Source organism: Gluconacetobacter diazotrophicus PA1 5, assembly GCF_000067045.1.
Lineage (GTDB): Bacteria > Pseudomonadota > Alphaproteobacteria > Acetobacterales > Acetobacteraceae > Gluconacetobacter > Gluconacetobacter diazotrophicus.
In genome coordinates this window covers 3680002-3693725 of record NC_010125.1, presented here as the reverse complement: position 1 = coordinate 3693725, position 13724 = coordinate 3680002, and the positions used below count along the sequence as shown (strand labels likewise).

12 protein-coding genes are annotated in these 13724 nt (G+C 64.6%); all 12 read right to left on the bottom strand.

The window, feature by feature from the left end; translation table 11 throughout:
* Positions 1 to 60: 60 nt before the first annotated feature.
* The 12 genes from GDI_RS17070 to GDI_RS17015 all read right to left on the bottom strand — a co-directional run bounded on the left by GDI_RS17070 (position 61) and on the right by GDI_RS17015 (position 13461).
* On the bottom strand, positions 61 to 348 hold the full coding sequence (locus GDI_RS17070; RefSeq protein ID WP_041249575.1) for a hypothetical protein: 288 nt from the start codon (positions 346 to 348) through the stop codon (positions 61 to 63).
* Positions 345 to 1562, bottom strand: coding sequence for a hypothetical protein (locus tag GDI_RS17065; RefSeq protein ID WP_012228296.1), 1218 nt, complete (start codon positions 1560 to 1562; stop codon positions 345 to 347). Before GDI_RS17065 ends, GDI_RS17070 begins: the two co-directional genes overlap by 4 nt.
* Positions 1555 to 4128: a hypothetical protein gene (locus tag GDI_RS17060; protein WP_041249574.1), complete on the bottom strand. Its 2574-nt coding sequence runs from the start codon at positions 4126 to 4128 to the stop codon at positions 1555 to 1557. Before GDI_RS17060 ends, GDI_RS17065 begins: the two co-directional genes overlap by 8 nt.
* Entirely contained in the window at positions 4128 to 6365 is a 2238-nt protein-coding gene (locus GDI_RS18675; RefSeq protein ID WP_157871076.1) for a hypothetical protein, read from the bottom strand. The genes GDI_RS17060 and GDI_RS18675 overlap by 1 nt, the downstream gene beginning before the upstream one ends.
* Before the next feature lie 383 nt (positions 6366 to 6748).
* Positions 6749 to 7036, bottom strand: a complete 288-nt coding sequence (locus GDI_RS17050) for a hypothetical protein (protein WP_157871075.1) — start codon at positions 7034 to 7036, stop codon at positions 6749 to 6751.
* A 66-nt stretch (positions 7037 to 7102) separates the two neighbouring features.
* Complete coding sequence (locus tag GDI_RS17045; protein ID WP_012228286.1) at positions 7103 to 7900, bottom strand: hypothetical protein; 798 nt, start codon at positions 7898 to 7900, stop codon at positions 7103 to 7105.
* A complete protein-coding gene (locus GDI_RS17040; RefSeq protein WP_157871074.1) occupies positions 7897 to 8541 on the bottom strand; it encodes a hypothetical protein in 645 nt (214 codons plus the stop codon). Before GDI_RS17040 ends, GDI_RS17045 begins: the two co-directional genes overlap by 4 nt.
* 294 nt (positions 8542 to 8835) lie before the next feature.
* On the bottom strand, positions 8836 to 11364 hold the full coding sequence (locus tag GDI_RS17035) for a DUF927 domain-containing protein (RefSeq protein ID WP_012228284.1): 2529 nt from the start codon (positions 11362 to 11364) through the stop codon (positions 8836 to 8838).
* A complete protein-coding gene (locus GDI_RS17030) occupies positions 11361 to 11675 on the bottom strand; it encodes a hypothetical protein (protein WP_012228283.1) in 315 nt (104 codons plus the stop codon). Before GDI_RS17030 ends, GDI_RS17035 begins: the two co-directional genes overlap by 4 nt.
* Positions 11672 to 12541 (bottom strand): hypothetical protein, encoded by an 870-nt coding sequence (locus tag GDI_RS18670; RefSeq protein ID WP_012228282.1) that lies wholly within the window; start codon positions 12539 to 12541, stop codon positions 11672 to 11674. The genes GDI_RS17030 and GDI_RS18670 overlap by 4 nt, the downstream gene beginning before the upstream one ends.
* The gene (locus GDI_RS17020; RefSeq protein WP_041249572.1) at positions 12538 to 12870 is read right to left on the bottom strand and encodes a hypothetical protein; all 333 of its coding nucleotides are present in this window, start codon (positions 12868 to 12870) and stop codon (positions 12538 to 12540) included. Before GDI_RS17020 ends, GDI_RS18670 begins: the two co-directional genes overlap by 4 nt.
* 333 nt (positions 12871 to 13203) lie before the next feature.
* Positions 13204 to 13461, bottom strand: coding sequence for a helix-turn-helix transcriptional regulator (locus GDI_RS17015; protein ID WP_041249571.1), 258 nt, complete (start codon positions 13459 to 13461; stop codon positions 13204 to 13206).
* Between the last annotated feature and the right edge of the window lie 263 nt (positions 13462 to 13724).

Here is a 13724-nt window from a genome sequence, read left to right as displayed (position 1 = left end):
TTCCGTCTACTTTCCTCTAAAATCCGCCATTTTCGGTCTACTTTCGGTCTATTTCGACCATCACAGCCCCCGCAACATTTTCGCCCGATCAGCTTCCGCGCGTTCAACTTCCCGCGGCCCCGGGCGCCGCGGATAGCTGCCTCGCGCCCCCGATCGCGGAGGGGTCTGCCGCTTCTCCTGAACCTTGAGGCTCAAGAACTCGCCGGACCGGCCATCCCTAACCCATGCGGAAATTTCCAGAGACTGCCCATTCACCACCAGCGTGCCCGTATAGTCCGGCGCCTTGTCGGACTGGCGCCGGCTGTTGAGGAACAGGGCCCCGCTGTTGTCCCGCTGCTGCTCTGTCATCGTTTGTCCTGGTCCTGACTGATCCCTATCCCCGACACGCCCGCCAGCCGCTCCAACGCCTGCTTCATGATCGGTGCCTTCGGGTTCTTCGCCGCCTCGCGCAGCCAGTAGCGGGCGAGTTCGGGGTTCAGGGCGATGTCCGTCGCGGCATCCTGCACCCGGCGATAGCCCGCCGCATGGGCGACCTTCGCGGCCATGGCGCCGAACGGAACGGCGACCGACGCAACCGCGCCCATAGGCCCCCCGAGGTTCGCCAGGGCCGCTCCGTGCTCCGCCATCCGTTCGCCCAGGATGCCCAGCGCCAGCGTTGACCACGGGCCGCTGCGCATGGACTGCAGGGCGTGCAGGTCCGCCGCCGTGCCGGGGCTGCCGGGGATCTTGACCGCGCTCCACCCGCGGGCTTGCAGGTCCATAGCCTCCGACACCTTCTCCAGGCTCTTGATCTGGAACGGCGTCAGGATCTGCTCCAGCGCCCGCCGGCTCTTCGGCTGCTGAAGAATGGCCTGGAAGCCGTTCTTCTTCATCTCGGGCCGGCCGGATGTGCCCGATTCCGTCGTGGATTGCGCCTTGGCCAGCATCCAGTCCGCCAGGTTGCGCCGGATGCCATCCATGGCAGCGTCATTGCCGCCGGCCTGGCGCTTCAGGTCCGCCATCTCACGGGCCGGGTTGTCCGATCCCATGATCCTGCTGATCCCCACCTGCGGGTCCACGTTCTCGCTGGCCTTGTTGAGGTAATGCCGGGCCGCGCTGTCCTGAAACGCCTTCAGGCGCGCTTTCTGCTGATCCGCCACCGCACCGACGACCCTCTGCGCATCGGCAAAGGTCTCCACCTGCTTCGCAAGCTCCGGCACCTTGGCCAGCGCCGGGCCATATTTCTTCTTCCAGCCCTGGAAGGCCGCCTCACTCCACTCGCCCCCCTTCAGGGCGTCCTGGCGCAATGTGCTGGCCGCGAAGTCCCTGAGCACTTCCCGCGCCGCCGGCGTGCTGCCGGTGTTCTTCAGGTAGGACTGGACGGCCTCGCCGCCCTTCGGGCCCGTGGTCCAGCTATGCGTGGCGATATCCGCATAGGAGCCGAAGCTGCTCAGCGGATACCGCGCCTCCAGATCCCGGCGCCGCGTCTGGGCCGCATCCAGTTCCGCCTGCGCACGCCCCAGCGTCTCGAACCGGGCCCGCAGGTCGGGGAACTTGTCCAGGATCGGCCTGTAATCAGCCATCCATTTCCGATACTGGGGCCGCGCTCAGGGTTCCGTCCTTCTCGGCTGCCAGGCGCAGGGAATAGGCAGGCCCTTCCCCCAGCACCTGCTGCGCCGCCTCGACCGATTTCGTCGCCCTGATCAGGCTGTCAGCCGCTTCGGCGCCGGCCGGCCCTTTGACGAACAGCGCGGCCGGCACCGCGCTGGACGCCAGGCGGAAACCATCATTGGGGCCGGAGGCCATCACCCTGCCGACGGCGCCCTCGCGGAACGGGATCACATTGTTCCGGTAGAACACATTCGCCCGGCGCAGTGCCAGCCGGGCGGCCTCGTTGAAATTGGCCCGAAGCTGCGGCTGATCGGTCATCTGCGCCACCGCCGCCGCTGCGGCCGGCGTCGTGCCGTGGATCGCCTCATGCGCTCCTACGGCGGCGGCTTGACCTTCCCCTCCGCCAGAAGCTTCCGATAGGCCTTGATCTCCCTGAGCAGCACCAGATCCCCAAGCCTGCGGTACTTCCTCTCCAGATCCCGCAGGAAGGATTCGTGATCCCATCCTGGCAGCCCGCGCGTTCGGATTGCCGCTGCCAGCGATTCCCCCGGCGGCAGGGACGACGTCAGTTTGGAGTGGTGCGGCGGTTCGTCCTGCGGCATTGCGAGCGTCAGTATCTCCCTGAAGGTGCCCCATGATAGAATCCTCGGGCGCCATCCGACCAGAGGCCACTGCCTCGGCATCACTGGCCGCCCGTTCGCCGGCTGCATCGCTCAGCGTCCCATGGATCGCGTCCTGCAGCATCGACATCCGGCGATAGGCCGGCGCTTCCACCCCCTCGCTGTCCCGGATGGTGCGCAACGCATGGCCGACATTGCTCGCCAGTTCCCGCACCCGCTTGAACGGAAAGACCCCGCTGGCGACGGCAGCGCCGGCGAGGGGCGCATGTTCCGGTGCCGACAGTTCGCCGCCCAGCCCGATTTCCTCGTCCTTGATCTGCCTTGCCATCCTGCCGATCGCCGAGGCGTCCAGCATCAGCTTTCCCTCGGGATCGATCGCGTCATAGATCTGCTTTGCCTGTGCCTTCAGATCCTGCCTCTGCCCGACCATCGGGTCGCGCTGCTGACGCCCGAACGCCTGCACATCGGTCGTGTCCGGATTACCACCGACCGCATCCAGCCCCTGTCCGACACCCTCGCGCGCCGCGGCGATCTCGGCATCGCTCTTCGCGAAGGCGGGCGCAAAATGGCTGGCAATATGCTCCTGCATCGCCTGGCCATAGTTCATCGGCTGATCGGTACCCCCGATCTTGTCCCGGGCGGCCTCTGCCGTGCCCTGCGCATCGGCTGCCTCGTCGTCGCCCTGGCGGTGCAGCGCATCCAGCCGCGACCGCACGAAATCCCGCATGGCATTCCCGGCATCGGCCGGTGCCAGCCCATTCAGTGTGTCGCCGATCGCGGTGTTGTTCCGGGCCTCAGCATCCGTGAACGCGGCCCGTCCGTAATCCAGGCCGCGCAGCTTGCGCTCATAGGCCAGGGCAGCCGTGTTTCCGGTCACCTGTCCCGTCGTCGGCATCGCGCCGGGCAGAGGGCTGGGCTGCTCGGGAATCGCGTCGGCCAGTTCCGCCGGAGACTTCCCCGCCTTGGCGGCATATTCCCGCGCGGCGGTCTGCATCACCCACGGGCTGGCGGTGCGCGGCGCGCCATCGGGCCCGGCGCTGACCGGCAGCCCAGTCGCGGGGTCAACGATCGGCTCCCTGCGCGTGAGCGGCGTTCCCTCCATCGCCAGTCGCCCGGCATCGGAAACGGCGCGCCCCACGCCATGCGATGCAGCGATACCGCCAGCCCCCGCACCGACGCCGGCGGCCTGCCCGACCATTTCCGCTGTTGGGCGCCAGATCGAGGATTCGGGGACTGCCTGGTCGGCCACATGACCACCGGCCATCCCGGCCGCGCCGGCGACAGCATCGCCCAACGCCCCTCGCACGCCGGCCCCGGGCCCGAGCAATGCGGCGCCCGTCGCCGCCCGCGTGAGGTCCCGCGCCATCGCCGCGCCGCCTGTCGAAGGTGACACCTGATCGGGCGTGGGCGCGCCAATCGCACGCGCGCCGGCATTCACCGCCCGCGTGCCAACCTGGTCGCCGCCGTCATCCAGAAGCTCGGCACGCTCCTGCGGCGTGAACGCCTTGCCGCCGAAGTGTGGGGCCACCAGATCATGCGCCAGCACCCCGACAGTCGCCAGGGGGCGCCCGATCAGGTTCCCGAACGGATCGGACAGCACGTTCAGGGCGTCGCCCGCTCCTTCGACCATGCCCACGGCGATGTTCTTTCCGGTTCCGGATGGTGCAGCAGCAGGGGCGGACGCCTGGGGCGCCGATGTCGTTGCCGCTGAGGCATGCGCGCCGCTGCCGTACTGCCGGTCCAGCGCCATCATCTGCGCGCCAAAGACCGGGTCAGCCCAGCCGGAAAGGTCTTCTGTGCCACTCGTGGGCGTGGAGACCGCGGTGGGGACAGGCGCGGCCGCATCCGATGCTGTCGCCGGGGATGGGCCGGCACCATATTTCTGGTCGAGCGCCAGGATATCATCATACCAGGGCATCAGCGCGTTCTCCAGTTGAGGGTGCCATTGTCGCCGATCTGTTGGGCCTGCCCGACGATCGACCGCCATTCCTGTCGTCCTTCCGGGGTGGCGGTCAGGCGCTGGGCAAATGATGCGCGCTGGTCAGGCGACATGTGCCGCAGCATGAACGGCACTACCGAGACGGCGGTGTTCCAGTCGCTGTCGAAATCATCCGACTTTCCGGTGAATTTCGATGCCGCGCGCTCCTTCGCCATCAGCCAGTCGTTCATGCCCTGCATCTGCGAGAACATGTCACGAAGGGCCGTAGGCGACATCGAGGCGTTGGGGCTGCCACTTTCCATCGCTTGCGTGATGTGGAAGCCACCAGCCTGATTGTTCATATGAACCGCTGCTGAAAGAACCTGTTTCTCGTTCTTGACGAAATCCTGATAGCGACCGAGGCCGGGGTCAGGCTTGCCATACCCCAGGCGCTGGGAAATATCGTCCAGCACCGCATTCATCTTCCCGACAGACGCCGCGTTCGGCCCTGATGTCCAGCCAGGCATTTCGTCCTTCATCTGATCGATGAGGAAGTTCTGGCTCTGCGCCGCCTTGGACTGCTTCGTCAGGTCAGACCGGTAATCCTTCATCAAGCCGATATCCGCGTCATTCTGCGCCTTGGTCCGGGCTGTCGCGATCTCCAGGTCCTTCTGCGCCTGCGGCGTAAGCTGCGGCATCCCGGCAATCCCCGGCATCGCGGCGCCGCCATCCTGCCCGGCGGCCGCCGCCTGATCGGGACTTCCGGCCGGGCCACCCGACGGCTGCTGGCCAGGCGCCTGCACCATCATGAATCGGCGGCCGGCATCGCCAACGATGCCCCCGACCGTCAGGCTGGCCAGCGCCGGGTTCTTCTGTGCTGCCGCCGGCAGCACCTGCTGCAACGTCAGGCCCGGATTCTGCTGCGAGGCGCGCAGGATCGCGGCCGCGCCATCGGCGCCATAGCGATGGGCCAGCGCCAGGGTGGGCGCGTTCGCCGGCACGCCAAGCTCGGAAAACCGCTGAGAATTGCGGCCGGCGCGGGCCTCGATCATCTGACCGCTGATCTGCGGATCGGTCCGTAGGGCCGCGATCTCGGCATCCGTCTTGCCCTTCGCCAGATCGGGCCGCATTTCGCGGACATCCTGAATCCAGCCTGCCCGCGTGAACTGACCATTGCCGACCGCCGTTGATGTCGAGGTTCCCCCGGGCCCGCTTGTGTTGGCCTGAGCCGGATTGCCCCCGGCATTCTCCCACCCGGTGATCGCTGCCGAATATGACGGCGCGGCGCCGGGTTGCCCGCGCAGATAATCGGCCGCCTGGCTCTTGGTCATGGTCTGCGGCGAATAGGTGCCGTCCTTGTTCTTCACGGTCAGGGAGGTGGTATCCAGGTCCCCCCGCGCCCGCGCTTCCGCTCCGGCCACCGTACCCTTCTGCGCCGCCTGGGCCGCGACGATGTCCGGCGCTGCCACGGGCGTTCCGGTCGTTGTGTCCTCGCGCATCCCATCGCGGGTCAGGCCCGCGCTATACGACAGCGCGGAATCGGGCCCGGCGTAAGACTTCAGGATCATCGCCCGGTATTCCGGTCGATTATAGAGCCGTTCCCCCATGGATGGAGAGATGTCACCGGCCTTCACTCCGTCAGCGATCGCGGCGTTCCAGGCGCCATCCGTATTGGCCTGTGCCGCCCGCTGATAATTGCGGTGATCGCGCGCGGTGCCGGCGTCGTTCAAGGCTTTCCCGAAGTCTGCCTGCGACATGGCGCCCCAGTACTGGTCTTGCGGCAGGGACAAGCCATCGACCTCTCGGCCGCCATAGCTGGGGAAATGAACCGTTCCGGCAGGCCCGATCATGACGCCATTGTCATCCGCCTTGGCGCCGACCATGCCCAGAGGATTGCCAGTGTAGGACGAACCGGGCTGCTGTCCCGACTGCGCCCCTGGAGCGCCTTGCTGTGCAGCCACCTGCGCCAGGGGATTTTGCCCAGCCCCTTGGGGAGCGCCGGCCTGTGGTGCATAGGACGCCAGCGCATTCGGCTGCGATGCGCCCTGCATCCCAGGAACCGCCATGGCCTGCTGGCGGGCTGCGAGCATCAGCATGTTCTGCTGATTCGCGATCTGCTTGGCCGCCGTCTCCTGGTTCGACTGCCTGATGGCTGCCGCCGCAGTCTCTGCCTCATTGTTGGCCTTGATGACCGGCATGGGGTCATAGACGTAAGCTTCGAAGGGATTATCAGACATCGCAGTCATTCACCTTTGGTGTGGGCGTTAGGAATCAGGAAATGCAGATAGGCATAGTCTGCCAGGGCGTTTCGTCCCGCATGGCGTGGCCTCCGGGCATCAGGGAAATTCTTGCCGACATCATGGATTTGGTGAGGGGACGAAACCGCGCAACCCGATGATTCCTGCAACAAGCGCGCCGTTTCGGGTGAAATCGGCCGGCTGAGGGAAAGTCGAGGTCTATTGGCGAATTTCTGAACGGACATGGCACCTGTTCTCGCGCACGAATCCCGCCATGGGATTCCGTGTTCGGATGATGGGCGGTGCCTATGCCCAATATAAACAATCTAACTGAAAAATAGAAAATTTCAAGTTGAATGCTCTATATTGCACAAACTATTGGGTCAGGCACTGCCCATCCCTGGCAATGCCCTTTGCATGAGATATCTCCATCGTCTCATGGCAGACACCGAAATGAGATATTCCCTATATTCCGCGAACTGCTGAGGCTGCCGTTGCCCCAAGAAAAATCCCCTTTCGATCGCGGCCTCTCTGGTCAGGCCATGGCTAAACATTTCGAATGAAAAACTCAGCGCAATACATTTTTCTGCAAAATCAGCACCGACCTTTTCTGCCTCCGCAATGCTGTCAGGACTCATTCCATCGGGTCGTGTCATAATGATATTGAGCATCGTCATTCTCCTGCGAGGCTTTTATTTGGTCAGAACACTGCTTCCGGCGAGAGCCACGCTCTCCACTCACCCGGCCACCGCCTTACCCTTCAGCCGGAACCAATGCCGGATTGCAGCGTCCATCGTCACGTCCGCCCTGGCCTTGGCCACAGGCTCGCTCTCGCCCCTGCCGGTCCAGACAGTCAGTGCGATCGTCAGGGCGGCAATCATCCCATGTTGGAACTGGTCATCGGAGCTGCTCTTGCTCTGGTGGTAATCGGCCAACATCACGCCCAGCGTATCAGGGGTGACAGTGGCAAGATCTGGGCCGCGACCCTCGCCAGCGTAGATCTCGTTCAGGCGGGCGAAGGCTCCTTCGGCGGCGCGCCTGGCGTTTTCCTTGCCGTCCTCGTCGGTCATGGCGCCTTGGTCGACCATCGCGGCGATGAAGCTTCCGACCCGTTCGGTAATGCGGTGAATGGCGACGCCCAGCGGCAGCCGGTATTCCCGGCACATGTCGGCCATCATGAATCCGATGCCTTCCATGTTCACGCAGGTCTGGTCATCGATCCGCGTTTTGTATTCCGGCGGCATCGTGGCCCAGATCTTCTCAGCCGCGACCTCCGGGCCGATATCCTTGGGACGATGGTCCATCACCGGCCAGTCGTGAATGGCGCTGATGCGCTGGCAGAACTGGCGGGCGTGCAGTTCGTCCATTGCGCAGGCCAGCGGGCAATCCGTGCCGTCCCTGAAGATGACGCTGGGCAGGAACCTGCCATCAATCGGGCGCGCCCACAGGCAACGAACGGCGTCGGGCGCCAGCGCGGCGGGGTCGGCGACGATACCAGGAATGGCGTTGGCGGTACGGTAGGGCTGATTCGTCATGCTCGGAATTCCAGGTTCTGATGTGATGGTTCGGACGTGATGGTCGAGATTTCCGGTAGAGGCGGGTGGCAGTTCCGGCAGCGCCATCCCTGGGGATCGACTGCCTCGCGCCACCAGGTCGTGCCCCGGCAACAACGGCAGACAGTGCCATCCGGCACCGGCAATCCGTCCGGATCGACCCATGGCGGCGAGCGCAGGTGTGAGCGCGCTTCGATCAAGAATGGTGTGACGTCGATCCGCTCCGCCTCGTGAGGCGACAGGAGGTGAAGACGGCCTTCCACGTCCGACCAGGCGACGCGCCATCCGTGCTCCAGACTGTCGGCGGCGATCGCGACGTCCCGGCGGCACAGCGCCAGCCGTTGTGGAAACTCCGCCTCGATCGCCTCGGGCGTCAGCTTGCCCGACAAGCGGGGGCGGCCTGCATCGACCAGAACCCGCACCCCGTAATGGGCTGCCTCGGCCAGCAGCGCGTATGCCGGACTTCTCAGGGCGGCGCGGCGTTCGTCGTCCGTCACCGCCGACAGGTCGATGGGATCAGCGGAGGGTATCGGTGCTGGAGCGGAGGCAGCCGGCGCGGTGTCGTGGGACACCACGACAGGCTCCGGATCGGACGCCCAGCGCTGGAGGTTTGGGCTCACCATGAGCCGATTCCCCACCGGGTATCATGAAAAGCGGTGTAACCGGTGTAACCGGTGTAACCAGCGCAGAAAACCGCCGATTTTTCGGTTACACCGGACAGAAGGATGGGTGTAACCGGTGTAACCACCACCTTGGGATGGCTGGCCCCGGTTGCACCGGTTACACGTCGCCCTCTACGAGGTGTAACCGGTTCCATATCAGAAAAATGGCAGTTTTCTGCGACCTTCGCGCGCTGGTTACACCGGTTACACCGGTTACACCCAAAAATGACATGACCCGGCGTGGGCGCGGCGATCTCACGCATCGTCGCCTCCCATGATGCTGCCGCTCACCACATAGGCGCGGGACGGCCCTTCGCCGGGGATTTTCACGACACGCGCCCCCTTGCCGTCACTTCCCGGGGTCAGATAACCGGCATCACGCAGCACCTTGGCGACGTTCGCGGCATCCAATCCCTTGCAGACTTCCGTCTTCCACATCACCGGTAGGATCAGGTATTCCCAGCGCCCTCCATCCTGGGTGGTCACACGCCGCTTGAAGCCCGCGCGGTTGATGGTCCGGACCCGATCGTCCGTCCGGTCATCCCCTGTGGTGGGATCGGGAGTCAGGTTGGTGAACCGGCTTTCGCCATGCTGCTCAATGAAGGCACGGACCTGCTCGATCGCCTTCACGTCTTCGCTGGCCCCGACGCTGCCACGCTCGGACAGCCACGCCTGGAAGCACACGCCGGCAGCCTTCATGGCTTCACCCCGCGCCCAAGGCAGCACGCGATAGTCGGTCGCGATCTCGCCCGCCGCGGCAATCAGGGCGAACCGGGCCGCGACACTGCGCACCTGCCCATCGACATTGCCGGCCGGGACATACGCTTCTTCGAACCGCGACCGGATGGCACGGATCACCGCTTCCAGTGCTTTCGGATCGGCGGCCCGGTCCCGCACCAGCGCGTCGAGGAAGTGCCGCGATGCCACCCCATAGAAGGTGCGGGACGCCACCCGAAGATGGTCCGCCAACGCGCCGGCCGAGCGCATGCCGTGCAGTTGCTCGAAGGCGCCCATGCCCGCGCCCGCATCGGCGGGAACATTGACCAGGCGCACCTCCTGGCCCGCCATGGCGCGCTTGCCGGCCTCGCCCATCTTGGCGGCCAGCGTGACCTCGCCGGTCGAAAGGAACAGAACTCGCCATGTCTTGCGCGCCCGGGCATCGCCATTCCGCCCAGCGCGCTGCTTGCCGGTATTGTTCGCCAGCATGTAGGCGATCTCGCCCACCTCGCGCGGTTCGGCCTGGCCCATCTCGTCCAGGATCAGGACCGTGTCGGAGGTCTCGCTGGCGATGCCTTCCAGCCCGTTGGCGGTGCCGCGCCATGCCCGGATCTGGCCGTCACGATCACCCTTGCCCCACACGCTGCCCGCCACGAACGCGGCCGTGCTTTTGCCGGACTGGGACTTGCCGACAAGATGAATGCCACCCGACTGCTCCCCCATGATGTCGAGCAACGGACCAGCGAAGGCGGCCGACAAGAACAGGGCCAGCCGGCTGTTGCCCACCGCATAGGCTGCCACCTGCTTCTGCCAGTCCGCAAGCGTACCGCCGGGCGTGAACTCGCGCCCGACAGTGGCCCGGCTGGACTGGAACACGACCGAGCGTCGGCCGCCGCCGATGGTGAAGCCACCCGGCAGGATGAAGGCGTGCCCGTCGTCGGTTCGGTGCCAGCCCGCCCGATCGACACACCTCAGTCGGATTATTGTGCGGACTGAAGCAATGAGCTGACGAAGAAGACGTGTCGCAGCAATTGAACAATTCAGACCGGCATCTTCCAGATCGCCGGCGATATCTTTTCCTTCTCCGTGGACCATCCTCTTTGGGATCGACCACTCATGCATCCTTCCGTCTCTATCCCACCAACGGATCAATAAGCCCCAGCCGAATCCATCTCCGTCGTTTGTTTCAGCAATAATTTCGAAATATTCCGATATCCAGATGTCCGGCTTAATATCCTCCCCTGTCTGTTCCGGCCGGTAATAGAGGCCGTTCGATTTCATCAGATAGCCTTTGGGCATCGTGACATTCGGAGCAGCAACCTGTGCCCGGTTCAGTGCGGTCAGCAGCGGCTCGGGGTCCTCACTCCATGAGGCGATCCCCTCCGGCACATCGTCAGCCACATCCCAGCCATCCGGCAGTCCGGGCGGTAGCTGTACCTGTTTGATGACGCGCGCACCGACTTCACGCAGCGCCGCGACGACGGAGTCCGCATAGGCCAAGCCTGGCTTGTCGTTGTCCGGCCAGATCGTCACCTCGCGCCCGGCCAGCGGTGCCCAGTCATTGTTGCCGACCGCCTTTCCACCGCCCTGTGACGTCATCACCACATAGTCGGGAAACAGGCGCTGGGCCGCGTCCGCCGTCTTCTCGCCCTCGACCAGCAGCACGGATGCATCAGGCTGGGCCGCCAGCCGATCCAGACCGTATAGCGGCAGAGGCTTGGCCGCCTGTTTCCAATGCCAGCCGGTGATATCCCGACGTTGGCCCGTCCGATCGATCCAGACCCGACGTCCATAGGTCAGCGGCAGGATGTCCTTCCCACCGTCCTCACGATCCACGCGGAACCGGGCGCAAAGCGGCCGGCCCTCTTCGTCGCGATAGACCCATATGGCCGAGGCCCCGCGCGGCAACTCCGGCTCGGACGGTGCCGGGGAAATCGGCTCCCAAACCTCATCCTTGCCGCCAGCGGACGCTGCATTCCGCCGCTCAGTCGGGGTCAGTGGCTGGAACGGGTCAGCAGGAATTCCTGCCGGCAGGGTGACTGGCGCATTGGGTGGCACCGCGTTCATGCCTCACCTCCCAGGCCAAGCATGACGGCCAGCCGCTGGGCGGCTTCCCCCTGCTTCAGGTCGAACAGATAGGCAGCCAGGGACACGGGATCGCCACCGCGATCGCCGGTCGCGAAGTCGGACCAACGGCAGTTATTCATGTTGACCTTGAAAGAGCCGGGCGAGCGGTCGCCGCGGCGAGGATTGCGCGCCACCCACTCGTGGCCCTGGCGCCGGCCGTCGGGCAGCCAACGTGCCAGAAGGGACGGCAGCACGGAAACGGCGGCGCGGTTGATGTGGTCGAAGTCGAGGCGGGGAGTGGAGGCGCTCATTCCAGGCCTCCCATCGCCTGCCGCACCAGGACGTCGGTCGCGAAATAGGTCAGCCGGTCTGCGCCGGCCTTCATGGCCGTTCTGGCACGCGACGCCGGGCTTTCCTTCCGGGCCTCCTGCGCAGCCTGATACTTGTAGTAATCGAGAATATCGTCGGCCAAACGCGAAAGGGCCTCGTTCAGGGTGACGTTGCCCCGTCGCACTTCGTCCGCCATAGACCGGCCAAGGTCTTCGTCTGTTTCGAGGGCATCGACCGCATCCATTTCGGTCAGCCAGAAAACTGCAGCCTCGCGAACCCGAGCTAGCCACGGCGCCACATAATGAGGCTGGATCACGCCACACGCTCGAAAGATGCTCTCAATGTGTGTCAGAGCCGGGCCGAGGGCATCGACCAATTGCGCGAGAGATCGATCTTCTCCGAGGACGTCATTGGCGATATTAATGCCCAGGGCGACGAGATTGAGGCGAAAGCGATCAATCCTTTCATCATAGGACCAAGGGTCGCCCGGAAGATCCGCATCAAGCTCGGACGGCTCGATATCGACGGTGGCTTCTGCCTGTGACATGATCTGCCGACGGGGGCGCGCCATGTCCCGGACTGTGCTGTCATGGATCGCCGCCCACCGATGGCAGGTCTGCCGCGCCGCCTCCAGCGATGACACAGGCCCAATCTTTGACCAGGTGTCGTCGAAGAAGACTACGCAAGGCGCATAGACCGGCCCGTCGTCACTTTCCATTTCCAACACCCAGAGATGCGAAACTACGCCCCAGTGGATGATCCCCTCGGGGACGATATCCGACGGCGCCTCTTTCCCGCTGGCCAAGTAGGGCATCGGCAGCTTTGTCTGGAGGACGTTGTCCATCATGCGCGCCCCGGCACATGGCCGCCCCCACGATAGAGTTCCTCCAGGCGAAACTCGCCGCCGGCCAGGGCATCGCGCATGATCTGATGCGCCTCGGCACGGCCAGCCTGCCCCGTGACGAACGCGGCATAGAGAAGCTGGGCCGCGCAACCGATCACATGACGACGCGCCTCTGTCCGGCTCATTCCGGCGGCGTACGCCACATTGGCGAAAATCACGCCGGTATCATGGCAGGTAACAAAGGGGCGGCCGTCGATCTCTGTCCGACGCTCGGACCCGATCGAAGCCATAGCCTCCCCGATCGAAACGTCCGTGAGATTGCGATTTTTCATCGTCCGGCCCTCCGATCCATCGCAGCCACGGCCGCGGACACGGAACTGAACACCACCGGCAGGCGGCACCCAGGCATCAGCAGCGCGGCGCGCGGCTCACCGTCAGGGCGGCAGGCATCGGACAGGAGGATCAGGCGGGGCATACGCCCCACACTGCGGACGCAACTCGGGCGCCCGCGCTCATTCAAGCTCGGCATTGGATATTCTCCATATGCCAGCCGCGATTACCGGTAGACAGCAGACCCGAAAATGACGTAGAAAATGGACGTTCCAGCCATTTTCCACGCCTTTCGGATCGCCGGTCTGCCTAACCGCAGGCTGGCGTTTTCCGTTTCAGGCGCGCGATTTGGACACGCGCGGCAGGCTGTCGAAATAGGCCTCGACACTGGCGATCCGCACCCGCGTTGCCGATCCGAACTTCACAGCCTCGAACTTGCCCTCGTTCATCAGACGATAGAACATGGTGTTACCCATTCCGAAACGACGTTGAATTTCCTTCGGACTGGCGAAAATCTCATTGTGATGCTGGACGACTTCACGAAGATCGGCGCGCGCATCATCGTGCAGGTTCGTTACGGCGGTATTCTGCATGTTGCAGGTCCTATACTGGCGAATGCGGCATGCTCCAGGCGCGCAAAAGACAAGCGCCCACAGCACGACATCGCATTCGCAATGGCGGAAATCGGGCGCGTGAATGCACTCCGATTGTGGATTGAATTTTTGCCTGTATTGACGCGATGCCTATGCGCCGGATCGATCGGGCGTTGCCTTTGCCCGCAGGCCTGCCCTCTAGTGACCCGGTCGATGCCTATGACCTGTCTGCTAGTGGCGTATCCACGGGGGCGATGCTTACG